The sequence below is a fragment of the Pandoraea pneumonica genome (assembly GCF_049918595.1).
Taxonomy (GTDB): Bacteria; Pseudomonadota; Gammaproteobacteria; order Burkholderiales; family Burkholderiaceae; genus Pandoraea; species Pandoraea pneumonica_A.
In genome coordinates, this window is sequence record NZ_JBNCRZ010000007.1 from 207,665 (window position 1) to 225,185 (window position 17,521).

Annotated in this window: 27 protein-coding genes; 1 reads left to right on the top strand and 26 read right to left on the bottom strand. The window is 59.0% G+C overall.

The window, feature by feature from the left end; translation table 11 throughout:
- Positions 1-2: 2 nt before the first annotated feature.
- From secY to rpsL, 26 genes are all read right to left on the bottom strand, one after another.
- Positions 3-1,340, bottom strand: coding sequence for a preprotein translocase subunit SecY (gene secY / locus ACPWR9_RS23960; RefSeq protein WP_150682361.1), 1,338 nt, complete (start codon positions 1,338-1,340; stop codon positions 3-5).
- Positions 1,341-1,363: 23 nt separating this feature from the next.
- Positions 1,364-1,798 carry a 50S ribosomal protein L15 gene (gene rplO, locus ACPWR9_RS23965; RefSeq protein ID WP_039393709.1) on the bottom strand — a complete coding sequence of 145 codons (435 nt, stop codon included), beginning with the start codon at positions 1,796-1,798 and terminating at the stop codon, positions 1,364-1,366.
- Positions 1,799-1,809: 11 nt separating this feature from the next.
- Positions 1,810-1,995, bottom strand: a complete 186-nt coding sequence (gene rpmD, locus ACPWR9_RS23970; protein WP_150682362.1) for a 50S ribosomal protein L30 — start codon at positions 1,993-1,995, stop codon at positions 1,810-1,812.
- Between the two features lie 11 nt (positions 1,996-2,006).
- Positions 2,007-2,525: a 30S ribosomal protein S5 gene (gene rpsE / locus ACPWR9_RS23975; protein ID WP_039393711.1), complete on the bottom strand. Its 519-nt coding sequence runs from the start codon at positions 2,523-2,525 to the stop codon at positions 2,007-2,009.
- Between the two features lie 14 nt (positions 2,526-2,539).
- Positions 2,540-2,905 carry a 50S ribosomal protein L18 gene (gene rplR, locus ACPWR9_RS23980; RefSeq protein WP_039393713.1) on the bottom strand — a complete coding sequence of 122 codons (366 nt, stop codon included), beginning with the start codon at positions 2,903-2,905 and terminating at the stop codon, positions 2,540-2,542.
- Positions 2,906-2,916: 11 nt separating this feature from the next.
- A complete protein-coding gene (gene rplF, locus ACPWR9_RS23985) occupies positions 2,917-3,450 on the bottom strand; it encodes a 50S ribosomal protein L6 (protein WP_426301359.1) in 534 nt (177 codons plus the stop codon).
- A gap of 15 nt (positions 3,451-3,465) precedes the next feature.
- Positions 3,466-3,861 carry a 30S ribosomal protein S8 gene (gene rpsH / locus ACPWR9_RS23990; RefSeq protein WP_010804123.1) on the bottom strand — a complete coding sequence of 132 codons (396 nt, stop codon included), beginning with the start codon at positions 3,859-3,861 and terminating at the stop codon, positions 3,466-3,468.
- Positions 3,862-3,874: 13 nt separating this feature from the next.
- Complete coding sequence (rpsN, locus tag ACPWR9_RS23995; protein ID WP_069342363.1) at positions 3,875-4,180, bottom strand: 30S ribosomal protein S14; 306 nt, start codon at positions 4,178-4,180, stop codon at positions 3,875-3,877.
- A 7-nt stretch (positions 4,181-4,187) separates the two neighbouring features.
- The gene (gene rplE / locus ACPWR9_RS24000; protein WP_058376375.1) at positions 4,188-4,727 is read right to left on the bottom strand and encodes a 50S ribosomal protein L5; all 540 of its coding nucleotides are present in this window, start codon (positions 4,725-4,727) and stop codon (positions 4,188-4,190) included.
- Positions 4,728-4,746: 19 nt separating this feature from the next.
- Positions 4,747-5,058 (bottom strand): 50S ribosomal protein L24, encoded by a 312-nt coding sequence (gene rplX, locus ACPWR9_RS24005; RefSeq protein WP_010804126.1) that lies wholly within the window; start codon positions 5,056-5,058, stop codon positions 4,747-4,749.
- Between the two features lie 11 nt (positions 5,059-5,069).
- The gene (gene rplN / locus ACPWR9_RS24010) at positions 5,070-5,438 is read right to left on the bottom strand and encodes a 50S ribosomal protein L14 (RefSeq protein WP_010804127.1); all 369 of its coding nucleotides are present in this window, start codon (positions 5,436-5,438) and stop codon (positions 5,070-5,072) included.
- Between the two features lie 264 nt (positions 5,439-5,702).
- On the bottom strand, positions 5,703-5,975 hold the full coding sequence (gene rpsQ / locus ACPWR9_RS24015) for a 30S ribosomal protein S17 (protein ID WP_039374937.1): 273 nt from the start codon (positions 5,973-5,975) through the stop codon (positions 5,703-5,705).
- On the bottom strand, positions 5,972-6,166 hold the full coding sequence (gene rpmC / locus ACPWR9_RS24020) for a 50S ribosomal protein L29 (protein ID WP_010804129.1): 195 nt from the start codon (positions 6,164-6,166) through the stop codon (positions 5,972-5,974). Before rpmC ends, rpsQ begins: the two co-directional genes overlap by 4 nt.
- Before the next feature lie 14 nt (positions 6,167-6,180).
- Positions 6,181-6,597 carry a 50S ribosomal protein L16 gene (rplP, locus tag ACPWR9_RS24025; protein WP_010804130.1) on the bottom strand — a complete coding sequence of 139 codons (417 nt, stop codon included), beginning with the start codon at positions 6,595-6,597 and terminating at the stop codon, positions 6,181-6,183.
- Between the two features lie 2 nt (positions 6,598-6,599).
- Positions 6,600-7,403, bottom strand: a complete 804-nt coding sequence (rpsC, locus tag ACPWR9_RS24030; protein ID WP_150682364.1) for a 30S ribosomal protein S3 — start codon at positions 7,401-7,403, stop codon at positions 6,600-6,602.
- Positions 7,404-7,412: 9 nt separating this feature from the next.
- Positions 7,413-7,742: a 50S ribosomal protein L22 gene (gene rplV, locus ACPWR9_RS24035; protein WP_150682365.1), complete on the bottom strand. Its 330-nt coding sequence runs from the start codon at positions 7,740-7,742 to the stop codon at positions 7,413-7,415.
- A 10-nt stretch (positions 7,743-7,752) separates the two neighbouring features.
- Positions 7,753-8,028, bottom strand: a complete 276-nt coding sequence (gene rpsS, locus ACPWR9_RS24040; protein WP_010804133.1) for a 30S ribosomal protein S19 — start codon at positions 8,026-8,028, stop codon at positions 7,753-7,755.
- Between the two features lie 11 nt (positions 8,029-8,039).
- Positions 8,040-8,867 (bottom strand): 50S ribosomal protein L2, encoded by an 828-nt coding sequence (rplB, locus tag ACPWR9_RS24045; RefSeq protein ID WP_150682366.1) that lies wholly within the window; start codon positions 8,865-8,867, stop codon positions 8,040-8,042.
- Positions 8,868-8,869: 2 nt separating this feature from the next.
- Positions 8,870-9,184 carry a 50S ribosomal protein L23 gene (gene rplW / locus ACPWR9_RS24050; protein ID WP_058376381.1) on the bottom strand — a complete coding sequence of 105 codons (315 nt, stop codon included), beginning with the start codon at positions 9,182-9,184 and terminating at the stop codon, positions 8,870-8,872.
- Positions 9,181-9,801 carry a 50S ribosomal protein L4 gene (rplD, locus tag ACPWR9_RS24055; protein WP_150682367.1) on the bottom strand — a complete coding sequence of 207 codons (621 nt, stop codon included), beginning with the start codon at positions 9,799-9,801 and terminating at the stop codon, positions 9,181-9,183. The genes rplW and rplD overlap by 4 nt, the downstream gene beginning before the upstream one ends.
- A 2-nt stretch (positions 9,802-9,803) precedes the next feature.
- Positions 9,804-10,460: a 50S ribosomal protein L3 gene (gene rplC / locus ACPWR9_RS24060; protein ID WP_150682368.1), complete on the bottom strand. Its 657-nt coding sequence runs from the start codon at positions 10,458-10,460 to the stop codon at positions 9,804-9,806.
- A gap of 206 nt (positions 10,461-10,666) precedes the next feature.
- Positions 10,667-10,978, bottom strand: coding sequence for a 30S ribosomal protein S10 (gene rpsJ, locus ACPWR9_RS24065; RefSeq protein ID WP_010804138.1), 312 nt, complete (start codon positions 10,976-10,978; stop codon positions 10,667-10,669).
- Positions 10,979-11,097: 119 nt separating this feature from the next.
- On the bottom strand, positions 11,098-12,288 hold the full coding sequence (gene tuf, locus ACPWR9_RS24070; RefSeq protein WP_426301361.1) for an elongation factor Tu: 1,191 nt from the start codon (positions 12,286-12,288) through the stop codon (positions 11,098-11,100).
- A gap of 85 nt (positions 12,289-12,373) precedes the next feature.
- Positions 12,374-14,476 carry an elongation factor G gene (gene fusA / locus ACPWR9_RS24075; protein WP_426301363.1) on the bottom strand — a complete coding sequence of 701 codons (2,103 nt, stop codon included), beginning with the start codon at positions 14,474-14,476 and terminating at the stop codon, positions 12,374-12,376.
- A 117-nt stretch (positions 14,477-14,593) separates the two neighbouring features.
- Entirely contained in the window at positions 14,594-15,064 is a 471-nt protein-coding gene (gene rpsG / locus ACPWR9_RS24080) for a 30S ribosomal protein S7 (protein ID WP_010804141.1), read from the bottom strand.
- A gap of 126 nt (positions 15,065-15,190) precedes the next feature.
- A complete protein-coding gene (gene rpsL / locus ACPWR9_RS24085) occupies positions 15,191-15,565 on the bottom strand; it encodes a 30S ribosomal protein S12 (RefSeq protein WP_010804142.1) in 375 nt (124 codons plus the stop codon).
- A gap of 398 nt (positions 15,566-15,963) precedes the next feature.
- Between rpsL and ACPWR9_RS24090 the strand changes: the two genes are divergently transcribed.
- Positions 15,964-17,358, top strand: coding sequence for a PLP-dependent aminotransferase family protein (locus ACPWR9_RS24090; RefSeq protein WP_426301365.1), 1,395 nt, complete (start codon positions 15,964-15,966; stop codon positions 17,356-17,358).
- Positions 17,359-17,521 lie beyond the last annotated feature (163 nt).

Consider the following 17,521-nt stretch of genomic DNA (forward strand, 5'->3'; position numbering starts at 1 on the left):
GATCAGCGAAGCGTCATGTTATTGCCGCCCTTGAAATTCGCCTTGCGGAGCAGCGACTCATACTGTTGCGACATCACATACGACTGCACTTGCGCCATGAAATCCATGGTGACCACGACAATGATCAGCAGGGACGTTCCGCCAAAGTAGAACGGGACGTTCCAGCGCAACACCAGGAACTCGGGCAGCAGACACACGAGGGTGACATAAGCTGCACCAGCCAGCGTCAGACGCGTCAAGATCTTGTCGATGTACCGTGCCGTCTGGTCGCCCGGACGGATACCCGGCACAAACGCGCCGCTCTTCTTCAGGTTCTCGGCCGTTTCTTTGCTGTTAAACACCAGTGCGGTGTAGAAGAAGCAGAAAAACACGATCGCCAAAGCGTAGAGCATCACGTAGATCGGCTGACCCGGCGACAACTTAGCCGCGATGTCCTTGAGCCAACGCGTATTGTCACCTGCGCCAAACCAGTTCGCGATCGTTGCCGGGAACAGGATGATCGACGACGCAAAGATCGGCGGAATCACGCCTGCCATATTCAGCTTAAGCGGCAGGTGCGAAGCCTGACCACCGTACACCTTATTGCCGACCTGGCGTTTAGCGTAGTTCACGAGGATCTTACGCTGACCCCGCTCCACGAAAACGACGAAGAACGTCACGAGCACCACGAGCGCACAGATCACGATCGCCGAGAACGGACCGATCGAACCGGTACTAACGAGCTCGAACAAGCCACCCACAGCATTCGGCAAACCGGCTGCGATACCACCAAAGATGATGATCGAAATACCGTTACCGAGACCGCGTTCAGTGATTTGCTCACCGAGCCACATCAGGAACATCGTGCCGGTTACGAGCGTGATCACCGTCGTCAGGCGGAACATCATGCCTGGATCGACGACGAGCCCTGGCTCGCTCTCCAACGTCACCGCAATTGCAGCTGCCTGGAAGAGCGCAAGCACCACCGTGAAATACCGGGTGTACTGCGTAATCTTGCGTTGGCCGGCTTGGCCTTCCTTACGCAAGGCTTCCAATTGTGGCGAAACCATCGCCAGCAACTGCATGATGATCGATGCCGAGATATACGGCATGATCCCCAGTGCGAAGATCGTGAAACGCGACAACGCACCGCCCGAGAACATGTTGAACATGCCCAGGATCCCGCCCGACTGGCGCTGGAACAGCTGCGCCAGCTGATCGGGGTCGATGCCCGGCACCGGGATATGCGCACCAATACGGTAGACGATCAACGCCAGCAGCAGAAAAACCAGCCGCCGGCGCAGATCCGCATACTTCGGGCCCTGCGTACCAGGCTTAGCGAGATTAGGAGACTTGGCCAATGATGGCTCCGGGGTGTCCTAACTTACTCTGCGACCGAACCGCCAGCCGCCTGAATTGCCGTGAGCGCACCCTTGGTGACGCCCAGACCCTTCACAACGACCTTGCGGGTGATCTCGCCAGCGGCGATGATCTTGGCCGACAGCGACAGCTCGCTCACCAGACCGGCCTGCTTCAGAACCAACAGATCGATCTCGTCGACCGGCAGGTTGTTCAGGTCCGACAGGCGAACTTCGCCCACGAAACGACGCGTCAGCGACTTGAAACCACGCTTCGGCAGACGACGTTGCAGCGGCATTTGACCGCCTTCGAAGCCCACCTTGTGGAAGCCGCCCGAACGCGACTTCTGACCCTTGTGACCACGGCCGGCGGTTTTACCCAGACCCGAACCGATGCCACGGCCAACGCGGCGCTTGGCGTGCTTAGCGCCTTCTGCCGGCTTAATCGAATTCAATTCCATTTTGCCCTCGCTCAGTCGACGATCTTCACAAGGTACGAGACCTTGTTGATCATGCCCCGCACAGCGGGCGTATCCTGCAACTCGCTGACCGAATTGAGGCGACGCAGGCCCAGGCCCTTCACGGTCGCGCGATGTTCTTCACGCGTGCCGATCAGGCTCTTGACCAGCTTGACTTTCACAGTTTGTTGCTGCGACATATTGATCACCCTTAGCCGAGGATCTCTTCCACCGACTTGCCACGCTTAGCGGCGATGTCAGCAGGAGTCGATTGTTTCTTCAGGCCGTCGAGCGTGGCGCGGACCAGGTTGTACGGGTTCGTCGAGCCAAGGCTCTTCGTCACCACGTTGGTCACGCCCATCACCTCGAACACCGCGCGCATCGGGCCACCGGCGATCACGCCAGTACCGTCCTTCGCCGGCGACATCAGGACGCGCGAGGCGCCATGCTGGCCGAGAACGTTATGTTGCAGGGTGCCGTTTTTCAGGGCGACCTTGAACATATTGCGGCGGGCTTGTTCCATTGCTTTTTGAACAGCAACCGGCACTTCCTTCGCCTTGCCTTTGCCCATGCCGATGCGGCCATCGCCGTCACCAACCACGGTCAACGCGGCAAAACCGAGAATACGACCACCCTTCACCACTTTCGTGACGCGGTTGACCGCAATCATCTTCTCGCGAAGGCCGTCGTCGCGTTCGTCAGCCTGAACTTTCGCTTGCATCTTTGCCATGACGGATCCTTACCTTAGAACTTGAGGCCGGCTTCACGGGCAGCGTCGGCCAAAGCCTTGACGCGACCGTGATAGCGGAAGCCCGAGCGGTCGAAAGAGACGCTTTCGATGCCGGCAGCCTTCGCCTTTTCGGCGATACGACGGCCGATCAGCGCAGCTGCAGCAGCGTTGCCGCCCTTGCCTTCCTTGTCGCCCAGTTCCTTGCGCACTTCGGCTTCCAGCGTCGAAGCGCTGGCCAGCACTTGCGTGCCGTCTTCCGAGAAAACTTGCGCGTAAATGTGCACGTTGGTGCGATGCACGGAAAGGCGATGCACCTTTTGAGCTGCCAGCTTGATACGAGTCTGGCGAGCGCGGCGCACACGTGATTGTTTCTTGTCCATGTTTCGCACCCTTACTTCTTCTTGGTTTCCTTGAGGATCACCACTTCGTCCGCATAGCGGACACCCTTACCCTTGTAGGGCTCGGGCGGACGGTAACCGCGAACTTCCGCAGCCACTTGTCCGATGCGTTGTTTATCAACGCCTTTGATGATGATCTCCGTTTGCGTCGGGGTTTCGGCCTTCACGCCTTCCGGCATGGGGTGCACAACATCGTGCGAGAAACCCAGCTCGAGCTTCAGGTTGTTACCTTCAGCCTTGGCACGGTAACCCACGCCAACGAGTTGCAGCTTCTTTTCGAAACCCTTGCTCACACCAGCAACCATATTGTTGACCAGTGCACGTTCCGTACCATACAGCGCGTTCGCTTCACGGCTTTCGTCGGCCGGGGCGAAGGTGATGGTGCCGTCTTCAATCTTGACGTTCACAAGGGAGTTGATGCCGCGGGTCAACGAACCCAGGGCGCCCTTGATCGTCAGCACATTACCGGCGAGCGTTGCTTCAACACCCTTCGGCAGTGCAATAGGACTCTTACCTACACGAGACATTTCAACTCTCCTCGGTTAGGCGACGTAGCAGATGACTTCGCCGCCCACGCCGGTGGCGCGTGCTTTGCGATCGGTCATCACGCCCTTCGGGGTCGAGACGATTGCAACGCCCAGGCCATTCATGACCTGCGGGATGTCGTTGCGGCTCTTGTACACACGCAGACCCGGACGCGACACGCGCTCGAGGCGCTCAATCACAGGACGGCCAGCGTAGTACTTCAGTGCAATGTTCAGCACCGGCTTGGTTTCTTCTGCCTCAACCGCGAAGTCTTCGATGTAGCCTTCGTCCTTCAGGACTTTGGCGATCGAGACCTTCAGCTTGGACGAGGGCATCTTCACGGATGCCTTCTCAACCATCTGAGCGTTGCGGATGCGGGTCAGCATATCGGCGATAGGATCGCTCATGCTCATGGTGCTTCTCCTATTACCAGCTTGCTTTGGTCACGCCCGGGATTTCGCCACGGAAGGCGATTTCACGGATCTTGTTACGGGCCAGGCCGAATTTGCGGAAGGTACCGCGCGGACGGCCAGTCAGTTCGCAACGATTGCGTTGACGCGTCGGGTTGGCGTTACGCGGCAGCTGTTGCAGCGCCAGACGTGCTTCATAACGCTCGTCTTCCGACTTGCTGGTGTCTTCGATGATCGCTTTGAGGTCAGCACGCTTGGTAGCGTACTTCGCCGCCAGACGGGCGCGCTTCTTTTCGCGTTCGATAAGTGCCAGTTTAGCCACGATTACCTCAGTTACGGAACGGGAATTTGAACGCCGACAGAAGAGCCTTGGCTTCTTCGTCAGTCTTCGCGGTGGTGGTGATGCTGATGTTCAGCCCACGCAGCGCGTCGATTTTGTCGTACTCGATTTCGGGGAAGATGATCTGTTCCTTCACACCGATGTTGTAGTTGCCACGACCATCGAACGCACGACCCGAAATCCCGCGGAAGTCACGCACGCGCGGCAGAGCCACGGTGATGAAACGATCCAGGAATTCGAACATACGCTCGCCACGCAGCGTCACCATCGTACCGATCGGGTAACCTTCGCGGATCTTGAAACCGGCGATAGCCTTGCGAGCCTTCGTCACCACCGGCTTTTGGCCGGCGATCTTCGTCAGGTCGCCAACGGCGTGTTCAATGATCTTCTTGTCAGCAACCGCTTGGCCAAGGCCCATGTTCAGGGTGATCTTGGTGATACGCGGCACTTCCATGACAGACTTGTAACCGAACTGAGTCGTCAGCGCGGCAACAACTTTGTCTTTGTAGAACTCTTGCAAACGGGCCATTTTCTATACTCCCTGCGACTTAGGCACCGACGACCGTAGCACCGGTCGTCTTGAGGAAGCGGACCTTCTTGCCGTCTTCGACCTTGATGCCCACGCGCGACGGCTTGCCATTGGCATCCACCAGCGCCACGTTCGAAACGTGGATCGGCATCGTCTTGTCGACCACGCCACCTTGCGTGCCCTTCATCGGGTTCGGCTTGACGTGCTTCTTAGCAACGTTCACGCCCTCGACGACCAACTTGTCGCCATCAACGGCCAGGACCGTGCCACGCTTGGCCTTGTCCTTACCCGTCAGCACGATGACCTGGTCACCCTTGCGAATCTTGTTCATGTGTCGGCTCCTTACAGCACTTCCGGGGCCAGCGACACGATCTTCATGAAGCGTTCGGTACGCAGTTCACGCGTAACCGGTCCGAAGATACGGGTGCCGATCGGCTCGAGCTTGGTGTTAAGCAGCACGGCGGCGTTGCCGTCGAATTTGACCAGCGAGCCGTCCTGGCGACGCACGCCCTTGGCGGTGCGCACGACCACTGCGTTGTAGATTTCGCCCTTCTTGACGCGACCACGCGGGGCAGCATCTTTCACGCTGACCTTGATGATGTCGCCAATGCCGGCGTAGCGACGCTTGGAGCCGCCCAGCACCTTGATGCACATCACTTCACGCGCACCGGTGTTGTCGGCTACTTCGAGCCGGGTTTCAGTTTGAATCATGGTGTTATCTTCCCAACTTAATCCGACACATACGCGTCGGTCAGTCTTGGTCCCCGTCAGCACCAAAGGGTGCCGTTTGGGTTGAGTCGTTCAAAAGTGGACAACCTTGCTACCTCAACACGACCCGTAGAGGATACGAATCAGTCTCGGAAGCCATCCACTCCCTTGCGAAACCAAAGACCGGTTTTGGCGAAAGAAGCGGAAAGTCCGGAATTATACATCGATAATTCCGGACTTGCAAGTCAGCCTTCGCTTCGGCGCGCCTTAGATGATGCGGGCGGCTTCCACGAGACGGGAAACCGTCCAGGCCTTGGTCTTCGACAGCGGACGAGTTTCTTGAATCTCGACCGTATCGCCTTCCTTGATCTGGTTGGTTTCATCGTGCGCGTGGTACTTCTTCGAACGCACGATGTACTTGCCGTAGAGCGGGTGCTTCATTTGACGCTCGACCAGCACGGTAACCGTCTTGTCCATCTTGTCGCTGACAACCTTACCCACGAGGGTACGCTTCAGCGAGGTCTTAGCGGTATCGTTCATTTCTGGCTCGCCTTCTCAGTCAACACGGTACGCACGCGCGCGATGTCCTTGCGCACCTTCTTCAGCTGGCTGGTGTTGCTCAGCTGTTGGGTGCCCGCTTGCATGCGAAGACCGAATTGGGCCTTCAGCAGATCCGACAGTTCTTTGTTCAAACCGTCGACATCCTTGGCACGAAGTTCGGATGCTTTCATTTCAATCTCTCCAATCAAGCGCCAAGGCGACGGACGAAGAACGTCGTCTGAATCGGCAGCTTAGCGGCGGCCAGGCGGAACGCCTCGCGAGCCAGCGCTTCATCAACACCGTCCATCTCGTACAGCATCTTGCCCGGTTGAATCTCGGCGACGTAGTACTCAGGGTTACCCTTACCGTTACCCATACGCACTTCGGCCGGCTTTTGCGAGATCGGCTTATCCGGGAAAATACGAATCCAGATACGGCCGCCGCGCTTGATGTGGCGGGTCATGGCACGACGAGCAGCTTCGATTTGACGAGCCGTCAGACGACCACGACCGACCGCCTTCAGGCCGAATTCGCCGAACGACACTTCGTTGCCACGGGTGGCGACGCCAGTGTTACGGCCTTTCTGCTCTTTGCGATACTTTCTGCGTTTCGGTTGCAGCATGATTATTCTCCAGTCTTGGCGTCGCCTTCAGGCTTGCCAGCCGGACGGCGTGCACCACCGCGCTTCGCGCCGGCCTTATCGCCAGCATCGTCACGACGGGGGCGACGGTCGCCCGGACGCGCGTTGCGGCGCGGACGCTTTTCTTCGGCCGGCTCTTCAGCCACCGGAGCGTCGTTGCGGCCCAGCGTGTCACCCTTGTACACCCACACCTTGATACCGATGATGCCGTACGTCGTCTTCGCTTCCGAGGTTGCGTAGTCGATGTCAGCGCGCAGCGTGTGCAGGGGCACACGGCCTTCGCGGTACCACTCGGTACGGGCGATTTCGATACCGTTCAGGCGACCAGCGCTCATGATCTTGATGCCTTGGGCACCCAGACGCATCGCGTTCTGCATCGCGCGCTTCATTGCGCGACGGAACATGATACGGCGCTCGAGCTGTTGAGCGATCGAGTCAGCGATGAGCTGCGCATCCGTTTCCGGCTTGCGAATTTCCTCGATGTTCACGTGCACGGGCACGCCCATGCGCTTTTGCAGCTCGGCCTTGAGGATTTCGATGTCCTCGCCCTTCTTACCGATCACAACACCCGGACGCGAGCTAAAAATCGTGATGCGGGCATTACGTGCCGGACGCTCGATGACCACGCGGCCAACCGAAGCGTTCTTCAGCTTCTTCTTCAGATAATCGCGAACGCCGATGTCTTCTTGCAACATCTGCGCGAAATTCTGATTGTTGGCGTACCAACGCGAAGCCCAGTTACGGCTGACAGCCAAGCGGAAGCCAGTCGGATGAATTTTCTGTCCCATCGTGACCCCTTAGTTGCCCAGCGTCACAGTGATGTGACAGGTTTGCTTCTCGATGCGATTACCACGGCCCTTAGCGCGCGCGGTGAAACGCTTGAGCGAGGTCGCCTTGTCAACGAAGATGCCCTTAACGCGCAGCTCGTCGATGTCAGCACCTTCATTGTGCTCGGCGTTGGCGATTGCCGACTCGAGCACCTTCTTGATGATGACCGCGGCCTTCTTCGGCGAGAAGGTCAGAACATTCAGTGCACGCTCGAGCGGCAGGCCACGAATCTGGTCGGCGACCAGACGCGTCTTCTGCGCCGAGATACGAGCACCTTTATGAATTGCTTTCACTTCCATGATCGGCCCCTTATTTCTTCGCCTTCTTGTCGGCCGCATGGCCCTTGAAGGTACGGGTGAGAGCGAACTCACCCAGCTTGTGGCCGACCATGTTTTCCGTCACGTACACCGGCACGTGTTGACGGCCGTTGTGCACGGCGATCGTCAAACCGATGAAATCGGGCAGAACGGTCGAACGACGCGACCAGGTCTTGATCGGCTTCTTGTCACGCGATGCAGCAGCCGCTTCCACTTTTTTCAGCAGATGAGCGTCGCAAAACGGACCTTTTTTAACAGAACGAGTCATTTGCTAGCTCCTTAACGCTTCTTGCGACGCTGAACAATCATGCTGTCGGTGCGCTTGGTCGAGCGGGTACGCTTACCCTTGGTATGCTGACCCCACGGGCTGACCGGATGACGACCAGCAGCCGTACGACCTTCACCACCACCGTGCGGGTGATCCACCGGGTTCATCGCCACACCGCGAACGGTCGGGCGAATACCGCGCCAACGCTTCGCACCGGCCTTGCCCAACTGGCGCAGGCTGTGCTCTTCGTTACCGACTTCACCGATGGTGGCACGGCACTCGATGTGGATGCGACGGATTTCACCCGAACGCAGACGCACCTGAGCGTAGACACCTTCACGTGCCAGCAGCATTGCCGAAGTACCAGCAGCACGAGCGATTTGCGCGCCCTTGCCCGGCAGAATTTCGATGCCGTGGATCGTGGTACCGACCGGAATGTTGCGGATCGGCAGCGTGTTGCCAGCCTTGATCGGCGCTTCCGAGCCGCTCACCACTTGCTGGCCGACGGTCAGACCGCGCGGAGCAATGATGTAACGACGCTCGCCGTCGGCGTAGCACAGCAGTGCGATGTTCGCGCTGCGGTTCGGGTCATATTCCAGACGCTCAACCTTCGCCGGAATGCCGTCCTTGTTACGACGGAAATCGACGATACGGTAATGTTGCTTATGACCGCCACCCATGTGACGGGTGGTGATGTGACCGTTGTTGTTACGGCCAGCGGTCTTGCTCTTGGTATCCAGCAACGGAGCAAACGGCTTGCCCTTATGCAGATCCTTGTTGACGACCTTGACCAGGGCGCGGCGGCCCGGCGATGTCGGTTTCGTTTTGACGAGTGCCATGATTACTTGGCCTCCGCTTCAAAATTGATTTCCTGACCCGGCTTCAGGCTAACGTAGGCCTTCTTCTCGTGGTCGCGACGACCCATGAAGCGGCCAAAGCGCTTTTGCTTGCCCTTGCGGTTCAGGATTTGCACCGACTCGACTTCCACTTTGAAGAGAAGCTCAACAGCAGCCTTCACTTCTTGCTTGTTCGCGTCACGTGCAACTTGGAACACCACTTGCTCGTTCTTGTCGGCCACCAGCGTCGCCTTTTCGGAGATCACCGGCGCGAGCAGGACCTGCATCAGACGATGGTCGTTTTTACGCACGTCGCTCATGACAGCATCTCCTCAATCTTGGCGATCGCGCCCTTCGTCAGCAGCACCTTCTTGAAGTAGATGAGCGACAGCGGGTCGGCGAAACGCGGCTCGGTGACGGCAACGTGAGCCAGATTGCGCGAGGCCAAGAACAGGTTCTCGTCCACGGTATCCGTGATCAGCAGCACCGACTCAAGACCCATGGCCTTGATCTTTTCAGCGAGCAGTTTGGTCTTCGGAGCATCGAGCTTGATGTCTTCGACCACCAACAGACGACCTTCACGGGCGAGCTGCGACAGAATCGAGCACACACCGGCGCGGTACATCTTCTTGTTAACTTTGTGGGTGAAGTTCTCTTCCGGCGAATTCGGGAAGATACGGCCACCGCCGCGCCACAACGGGCTCGACGACATACCGGCACGAGCGCGGCCCGTACCCTTCTGACGCCACGGCTTCTTGGTCGTGTGCTTGACCTGTTCACGGTCTTTTTGCGCACGATTGCCGCTGCGGGCGTTGGCTTGATAAGCCACAACCACTTGATGGATCAGCGCTTCGTTGTAGTCACGACCGAACACGACGTCCGACGCGTTGACCGCAGCGCCTTCCTGACCTTGCTCATTCAGGAGCTTCAGTTCCATTGTTACGCTCCCTTCGCGAGTTTGGCCTTGACTGCCGAGGTCACGAAAACCTTGCCTTCGTTGGCGCCAGGAACAGCACCCTTCACGAAGATCAGGTTACGCTCAGCGTCAATGCGCGCGATTTCGAGATTCTGCACCGTCGTCGTGACGTCACCCAGGTGACCCGTCATGCGCTTACCCGGGAAAACACGACCCGGATCTTGCGCCATACCGATCGAACCCGGAACGTTGTGCGAACGCGAGTTACCGTGCGAGGCACGGCCCGAAGCGAAGTTGTAACGCTTGATCGTACCGGCGTAGCCCTTACCGATCGACACGCCTTGCACGTCGACCTTCTGGCCTACTTGGAACAGATCAACGCCAACGACTGCGCCCGGCTGCAATTCAGCAGCTTTAGCAGCATCGACGCGGAATTCCTTGAGGATTTCACCGGCTTCGACACCCGCTTTCGCGAAGTGACCGGCGGCGGCTTTGACCACGCGCGTGGCGCGGCGCTTACCGAAAGTGACTTGAACGGCGGTGTAGCCGTCCGTTTCATCCGTCTTGATTTGCGTCACACGGTTGTTAGACACGTCGAGCACGGTAACGGGAATCGAATCGCCGTCGTCCGTGAAAATACGCGTCATGCCAACCTTGCGACCGACAAGGCCAAGGCTCATGATTTTCTCCATTCCCGACTGCGATTGGCCGGGGCTAAATGACAAAAGGATGGACCACGGATGTGGACCATCTTTTCAAAACTACACTTGAGTCCGCCATTATAGACGAGCTTTTATCGCTTGACAAGTGTTGCTAAATCGCATAACAAAAGCCCCGCCGGATCCAGCATTGGCGGGGCTTTCAAGAGCAAAGTCGCTCGCAAGCCTTACTGCAGCTTGATCTCGACATCGACACCAGCCGGCAGATCGAGCTTCATCAGCGCGTCAACCGTCTTGTCCGTCGGATCGACGATGTCCATCAGGCGTTGGTGCGTGCGGATTTCGAGCTGGTCGCGCGACGTCTTGTTGACGTGCGGCGAGCGCAGGATGTCGAAACGCTCGATGCGCGTCGGCAGGGGCACCGGGCCCTTGACGATGGCGCCGGTACGCTTGGCGGTTTCAACGATTTCGGCTGCCGATTGATCGATCAGGCGGTAGTCGAAAGCCTTCAGGCGGATACGGATTTTTTGGTTCTGCATGGAAATTCTCCAAAGAGCGTGGCAGCCCTCGTTCGGGTGCCGGGTACTTCACAAAGAGCAAACAGACGTTCGGTGGCAAGTACCGGACCAGCCGGCCCTTGCCACCTCAAAATCCGCTATTAGGCAACGATCGTAGCAACCACGCCGGCGCCGACGGTACGGCCACCTTCGCGAATTGCGAAGCGCAGACCTTCGGTCATGGCGATCGGAGCGATCAGCTTGACCGAGATCGACACGTTGTCGCCCGGCATGACCATTTCCTTACCTTCCGGCAGGCTGATCGAACCGGTCACGTCCGTCGTACGGAAGTAGAACTGCGGACGGTAGTTGTTGAAGAACGGCGTGTGACGACCACCTTCGTCCTTCGACAAGATGTACACCTCACCCGTGAACTCCGTGTGCGGCTTGATCGAGCCCGGCTTGGCCAGAACTTGACCACGCTGGACGTCTTCACGCTTCGTGCCGCGCAGCAGAATACCCACGTTGTCGCCTGCTTGACCTTGGTCGAGCAGCTTGCGGAACATTTCAACGCCCGTGCAAATCGTCTTGACCGTCGGCACGATACCCACGATTTCGATTTCTTCGCCGACCTTGATCACGCCCGACTCAACACGACCCGTCACAACCGTACCGCGACCCGAGATCGAGAACACGTCTTCGACCGGCATCAGGAATGCCTTGTCGATCGCGCGCTCCGGCGTCGGGATGTACGTGTCCAGCGCTTCGGCCAGAGCCATGATCGCGGCTTCACCCAGTTCGCCCTTGTCGCCTTCCAGCGCCAGCTTGGCCGAACCCTTGATGATCGGCAGATCGTCGCCCGGGAATTCGTACTTCGTCAGAAGTTCGCGAACTTCCATTTCCACCAGCTCGAGCAGCTCGGCGTCGTCCACCATGTCGCACTTGTTCAGGAACACGATGATGTACGGCACGCCAACTTGGCGGGCCAACAGGATGTGCTCACGCGTTTGCGGCATCGGACCGTCTGCGGCCGAGCAAACCAGAATTGCGCCGTCCATCTGCGCAGCACCGGTAATCATGTTCTTGACGTAGTCGGCGTGGCCCGGGCAGTCAACGTGTGCGTAGTGGCGGTTCGCCGTTTCGTACTCGATGTGTGCGGTGTTAATCGTAATGCCGCGTGCCTTTTCTTCCGGCGCTGCGTCGATTTCGTCGTACTTCTTAGCCTGGCCGCCGAACTTCGACGACAGAACCGTTGCGATAGCGGCCGTCAGGGTGGTCTTGCCATGGTCAACGTGACCGATGGTGCCGACGTTCACGTGCGGCTTAGTCCGCTCGAATTTTTCCTTTGCCATTTCCGAATCCTCAGATACTGAATAGACGATTTAAACAGAGAGACGGGCGCTGCATCACATGATGCAGACGCCCTTCAAAACGAATTTACTTGCTCTTGGCGCTGATGATGCCTTCGCTCACGTTCTTCGGAGCTTCAGCGTAGTGCTTGAACTCCATCGTGTACGTGGCGCGGCCTTGCGTGGCCGAACGCAGCGAGGTCGAGTAGCCGAACATTTCCGACAGCGGAACTTCAGCGCGCACGATCTTGCCGCCGCCGACCATGTCATCCATGCCCTGGATAATGCCGCGACGCGACGACAAGTCGCCCATCACGTTACCCATGTAGTCTTCCGGCGTTTCGACTTCAACAGCCATCATCGGCTCGAGAATCACCGGGCTGGCGCGACGCATAGCTTCCTTGAAAGCCATCGAACCGGCCATACGGAACGCGTTTTCGTTCGAGTCCACATCGTGGTACGAACCGAACGTCAGGCGAACCTTGACGTCGACCACCGGGAAGCCGGCCAGAACACCGTTCTTGAGGGTGTCTTGAATACCCTTGTCGACCGCCGGGATGTATTCGCGAGGAATAACACCACCCTTGATCTCGTCGAAGAACTCGTAGCCCTTGCCTTGCTCGTTCGGCTCCAGCGTGATGACCGCGTGACCGAATTGGCCGCGACCGCCCGACTGCTTGACGAACTTGCCTTCGACGTCCGCTGCCGACTTGCGAATGGTTTCGCGGTAGGCAACTTGCGGTGCGCCGATGTTGGCTTCCACGCCGAATTCGCGCTTCATACGGTCAACCAGAATTTCGAGGTGGAGCTCGCCCATACCCGAAATGATGGTCTGACCCGATTCTTCATCGGTCTGCACGCGGAACGACGGGTCTTCCTGCGCCAGGCGGTTCAGGGCGAGGCCCATCTTTTCCTGGTCGACCTTGGTCTTCGGCTCGACAGCCTGCGAAATCACCGGCTCCGGGAACACCATGCGCTCGAGCACGATCGGGGCGGTCGGGTCGCACAGCGTGTCACCCGTGGTCGCGTCCTTCAAACCGACGGCTGCGGCGATGTCGCCTGCACGCACTTCGTCGATTTCTTCGCGCTGGTTCGCGTGCATCTGCACGATACGGCCCAGACGTTCCTTCTTGCCCTTGACCGAGTTCAGCAGCGTGTCGCCCTTGTTCACAACGCCCGAGTAGACGCGGAAGAAGATCAACTGGCCAACGAACGGGTCGGTCATGATCTTGAACGCCAGCGACGAGAACTTCTCGTCGTCGGCTGCGCGGCGCTCGACCGGCTGTTCCTTGTCGTCCGTGCCCTTGACCGGCGGAATGTCGATCGGCGACGGCAGGAAGTCGATCACGGCGTCCAGCATACGCTGCACACCCTTGTTCTTGAACGCGGTACCGCACAGCATCGGCTGAATTTCGCAAGCGATGGTACGCGTGCGCAGACCGTTGATGATTTCAGCCTCGGAGAGGTCGCCCTCTTCCAGGTACTTGTTCATCAGGTCTTCGCTCGACTCGGCAGCGGCTTCCACCATGCCTTCGCGCCACTTCTTGGCTTCAGCTTCGAGCTCGGCCGGAATGTCGACGTAGTCGAACTTCATGCCTTGCGATGCTTCGTCCCAAATGATCGCCTTCATCTTGATGAGGTCGACCACGCCCTTGAAGTTTTCTTCAGCGCCGATCGGCACCACCACCGGCACCGGGTTGGCCTTCAGGCGGTTCTTCAGTTGGTCATAGACCTTGAAGAAGTTCGCGCCGGTACGGTCCATCTTGTTGACGAACGCCAGACGCGGCACGCCGTACTTGTTGGCCTGACGCCACACGGTTTCCGACTGGGGCTGCACGCCACCCACAGCGCAATACACCATGCACGCGCCATCGAGAACACGCATCGAGCGCTCGACTTCAATCGTGAAGTCGACGTGACCCGGGGTGTCGATGATGTTGATGCGGTGCTTTTGGTAATTGTTCGCCATGCCGGACCAGAAGCAGGTCGTGGCAGCCGACGTAATCGTGATGCCACGCTCTTGTTCCTGCTCCATCCAGTCCATCGTCGCGGCGCCATCGTGCACTTCACCGATTTTGTGGTTCACACCGGTGTAGAACAAAATGCGCTCGGTCGTCGTGGTTTTACCTGCGTCGATGTGAGCGCTAATACCGATGTTGCGGTAGCGCTCGATAGGGGTTGTACGAGCCACTTTAAGCCTCTTTCAATGTAGCCGCCATTTTTGAGGGGGCTACTAACACAAACGGGCGAGGCGCAATTTCTCATGCGCACCCGCCCCGGTTTCTGCTCTAGGTACTGCCTGCCAGCGTCAGAAGCGGAAGTGCGAGAAAGCCTTGTTGGCTTCGGCCATGCGGTGAACTTCGTCACGCTTCTTCATGGCGCCGCCACGGCCTTCCGAGGCTTCGATCAGCTCACCTGCCAGACGCAGAGCCATCGACTTTTCGCTACGCTTCTTCGCGGCCTCACGCAACCAACGCATCGCCAATGCCATACGACGCGACGGACGCACTTCGACCGGAACTTGATAGTTTGCACCGCCAACACGGCGGCTCTTGACTTCAACCACCGGCTTCACGTTACCGAGAGCGGTGTTGAAGACTTCCAGCGGATCCTTGCCCGCCTTGGTTTGGATCTGCTCGAAAGCACCATAAACGATGCGTTCTGCAACCGACTTCTTGCCGGCAAGCATCAACACGTTCATGAATTTAGCGACATCAACGTTGCCGAACTTCGGATCGGGCAACACTTCGCGCTTGGGGACTTCGCGGCGACGCGGCATAATTTCTTCCTTAATTGATTCAGTCGGAGCCAGGCTCCAGGCCACCTACTAGCCCTTCTTGGGCCGAGTGACCACTTACTCAGTGACGATGCACCACCATCACCGAACGTATGTCCGTATGGCCGCTTAGGCCTTCGGACGCTTCGCGCCGTACTTCGAACGGGCTTGCTTACGGTCCTTGACGCCTTGCGTGTCGAGGCTACCGCGCACCATGTGGTAACGCACACCCGGCAAGTCTTTCACACGACCGCCGCGGATCAGCACGACCGAGTGTTCCTGCAGGTTGTGGCCTTCACCGCCGATGTACGAGATGACCTCGAAACCGTTAGTCAGGCGCACCTTGGCAACCTTACGCAGAGCGGAGTTAGGCTTCTTCGGCGTCGTGGTGTACACACGGGTGCACACGCCGCGACGCTGCGGGCAGTCCTGCAGGGCCGGGCTCTTGCTCTTGATTTGAGCAGAGGTGCGCGGCTTGCGGACCAATTGGTTAATCGTTGGCATTGTGATTTCCTAAATGTGTCAAAAGCATGACAGCCAAGGCGGGCCACCATGCAGATTTACTGCGCACTCCCCGGCCAACCTTGCGGATTACCCGCACCTAACCGCTTGATGCGTAAGCATTTTGGGTTGGGCACGCGCCTACCGCCGGAAAAACCGGAGCCTGCGACTATACATGGGACCTATGCAAGTGTCAACGCAGTCGCGAGCGTTTTCCGCAGGTAAGTCGTTGATTGTTAACGGCTCGTTGGGATCGCTTCACGTCGAATCCGCCGGCATGCGAACCGTGCTGCCCGCCGACGACAGCAGAACGCAAGCATTGCGACGGACATGTATGCAGACTAGACTGCATTACGACACCGATCGGCGATAAATTTCCATACATGCTACCGACATCAACCATGGACGCCTCCCACGACACCCTGCGCGCCACCTTCTGGAAACCGGCACTGACCGCTGGCAAAGGTCCGCGCTATCTTCGTCTGGCCAGCTTCATCGAGCAGGCGGTGGCCGACGGGCGCTTGCGTCCGGGCGACCGACTGCCCGCCCAACGCGAGCTCGCGACGTGGCTCGGCATCGACTTCACCACCGTCACCCGGGCTTATAACCGGGCGCGCGAGCGTAATGCGATCGAGGGACGCGGGCCGTTGGGCACGTTCGTCAGTACACCGCGCGTGACATTCGAGCAGGTGCTCGATCTCGGCATGAACATCCCGCCCGCCCCGGCCGACCTATTTCTCGGGGAGTTGCTCCAGCAGGGCATCGACGAGGTGCTCAAGCACACCGATGCCTCAATGCTTATGGCGTATCAACTCGGCGACGGGGGCATTGCCGACCGGCAGGCGGGCGCGCTTTGGCTGGCCCCCATGCTCGGCGAATTGGATGCCTCACAAGTCTGCGTGTGCCCGGGCGCACAAGCCACACTGGCCGCGCTGATGCTCACCGAAACCTCGCGAGACGAGACGATTCTGTGCGAGCCCATCGTCTACCCGGGCATTCGCAGCGCCGCCCGCACGCTGGAACGCAAGCTCGTCGCCGTACCCACCGACAGCGACGGCATGCTGCCCGACGCCCTGTCCGTCGCCGTGCGCGAGCATGGCGCCCGCGTCGTCTACCTGAATCCCACGCTACAAAACCCAACCACGCGAACCATGCCGGAAACGCGCCGGCGCCAACTGCTCAGTGTTGCCGAGACGTTGAATCTGACGATCATCGAAGACGATCCGTACTGGCGCCTTGCGCACCGGGCACCGCCGCCGCTCGCGCGACTCGCGCCGCACCGCGTGCACTACATCGCCACGTTGTCGAAATGCCTCACGCCGGGATTGCGCACCGCTTACCTGCGACTGCCCGACATCCGGCGGCGCGACGTGTTCCTCAGTACGCTCAACGCCTTTGCGCTGATGGCCCCGCCGCTGATGACGGGGTTAGCGACGCAGTGGATTCACAACGGCATGGCCGACCGCATTCTGGCCGGTGTACGAAGCGCCGCCGCACAGCGCCAGGCGATTGCTGCCGAGGTACTGGGGGAAGTGGGTGCGACGCCCGAGCAGGGGATCCACCTGTGGCAGTCGCTGCCGGCGCCGTGGACCGCCCGAGAACTGACGATGGCAGCCCGCGCCGAAGGTCTCGCCGTCACGCCAGCCGATGCGTTCTGCCTGAGCCCCGAAGCGCCCAATGCGATCCGGATCTCGCTGGGCGGTGTGCGTGACCCGGAGCGCCTCGGCAGCGCCCTCAGGCGGCTGAAAACGCTGTTGGGCGAAGCGCCGCCGAGCATCCACACCGCTGTCGTCTGACACCACCGCGCCCTGCGGCGACGCAGGTGCGACTCGTCAAGCCACATACGCCTGTCTGGACCGGTATCGTCGACATTCACCTAAAGAAGACGATACACATCGCGATCCGCAAGCGTCGCGAACGAACTCGACAAACGCAATCTGCGCTATTGGCAACACTGCG

What these genes read in the sequence shown, in the direction of transcription:
- rplR (WP_039393713.1), bottom strand. Translation starts at nt 2,905, where the DNA reads ATGGACAAGAAACAATCACGTGTGCGCCGCGCTCGCCAGACTCGTATC.
- rplC (WP_150682368.1), bottom strand. Translation starts at nt 10,460, where the DNA reads ATGAGCCTTGGCCTTGTCGGTCGCAAGGTTGGCATGACGCGTATTTTC.
- rpmC (WP_010804129.1), bottom strand. Translation starts at nt 6,166, where the DNA reads ATGAAAGCATCCGAACTTCGTGCCAAGGATGTCGACGGTTTGAACAAA.
- rpmD (WP_150682362.1), bottom strand. Translation starts at nt 1,995, where the DNA reads ATGTCGCAGCAACAAACTGTGAAAGTCAAGCTGGTCAAGAGCCTGATC.
- rplD (WP_150682367.1), bottom strand. Translation starts at nt 9,801, where the DNA reads ATGGAACTGAAGCTCCTGAATGAGCAAGGTCAGGAAGGCGCTGCGGTC.
- rplX (WP_010804126.1), bottom strand. Translation starts at nt 5,058, where the DNA reads ATGAACAAGATTCGCAAGGGTGACCAGGTCATCGTGCTGACGGGTAAG.
- rpsS (WP_010804133.1), bottom strand. Translation starts at nt 8,028, where the DNA reads ATGACTCGTTCTGTTAAAAAAGGTCCGTTTTGCGACGCTCATCTGCTG.
- rpsQ (WP_039374937.1), bottom strand. Translation starts at nt 5,975, where the DNA reads ATGAACGATACCGCTAAGACCTCGCTGAAGCGTACCCTCGTGGGTAAG.
- rplF (WP_426301359.1), bottom strand. Translation starts at nt 3,450, where the DNA reads ATGTCTCGTGTAGGTAAGAGTCCTATTGCACTGCCGAAGGGTGTTGAA.
- rplB (WP_150682366.1), bottom strand. Translation starts at nt 8,867, where the DNA reads ATGGCACTCGTCAAAACGAAACCGACATCGCCGGGCCGCCGCGCCCTG.
- rplV (WP_150682365.1), bottom strand. Translation starts at nt 7,742, where the DNA reads ATGGAAGTGAAAGCAATTCATAAAGGTGCTCGTATCTCGGCGCAGAAG.
- tuf (WP_426301361.1), bottom strand. Translation starts at nt 12,288, where the DNA reads ATGGCAAAGGAAAAATTCGAGCGGACTAAGCCGCACGTGAACGTCGGC.
- rpsJ (WP_010804138.1), bottom strand. Translation starts at nt 10,978, where the DNA reads ATGCAGAACCAAAAAATCCGTATCCGCCTGAAGGCTTTCGACTACCGC.
- ACPWR9_RS24090 (WP_426301365.1), top strand. Translation starts at nt 15,964, where the DNA reads ATGGACGCCTCCCACGACACCCTGCGCGCCACCTTCTGGAAACCGGCA.
- rplP (WP_010804130.1), bottom strand. Translation starts at nt 6,597, where the DNA reads ATGCTGCAACCGAAACGCAGAAAGTATCGCAAAGAGCAGAAAGGCCGT.
- rplW (WP_058376381.1), bottom strand. Translation starts at nt 9,184, where the DNA reads ATGAGCGACGTGCGTAAAAACGACCATCGTCTGATGCAGGTCCTGCTC.
- rpsL (WP_010804142.1), bottom strand. Translation starts at nt 15,565, where the DNA reads ATGCCAACGATTAACCAATTGGTCCGCAAGCCGCGCACCTCTGCTCAA.
- rpsH (WP_010804123.1), bottom strand. Translation starts at nt 3,861, where the DNA reads ATGAGCATGAGCGATCCTATCGCCGATATGCTGACCCGCATCCGCAAC.
- rpsC (WP_150682364.1), bottom strand. Translation starts at nt 7,403, where the DNA reads ATGGGACAGAAAATTCATCCGACTGGCTTCCGCTTGGCTGTCAGCCGT.
- rpsE (WP_039393711.1), bottom strand. Translation starts at nt 2,525, where the DNA reads ATGGCAAAGATGCAAGCGAAAGTTCAGGCTGACGAACGCGACGACGGC.
- rplO (WP_039393709.1), bottom strand. Translation starts at nt 1,798, where the DNA reads ATGGAATTGAATTCGATTAAGCCGGCAGAAGGCGCTAAGCACGCCAAG.
- rpsG (WP_010804141.1), bottom strand. Translation starts at nt 15,064, where the DNA reads ATGCCGCGTCGCCGCGAAGTCCCCAAGCGCGAAGTGTTGCCCGATCCG.
- rplN (WP_010804127.1), bottom strand. Translation starts at nt 5,438, where the DNA reads ATGATTCAAACTGAAACCCGGCTCGAAGTAGCCGACAACACCGGTGCG.
- rplE (WP_058376375.1), bottom strand. Translation starts at nt 4,727, where the DNA reads ATGGCCCGTTTGCAAGAGTTCTACAAAGACAAAGTTGTTGCCGCGCTG.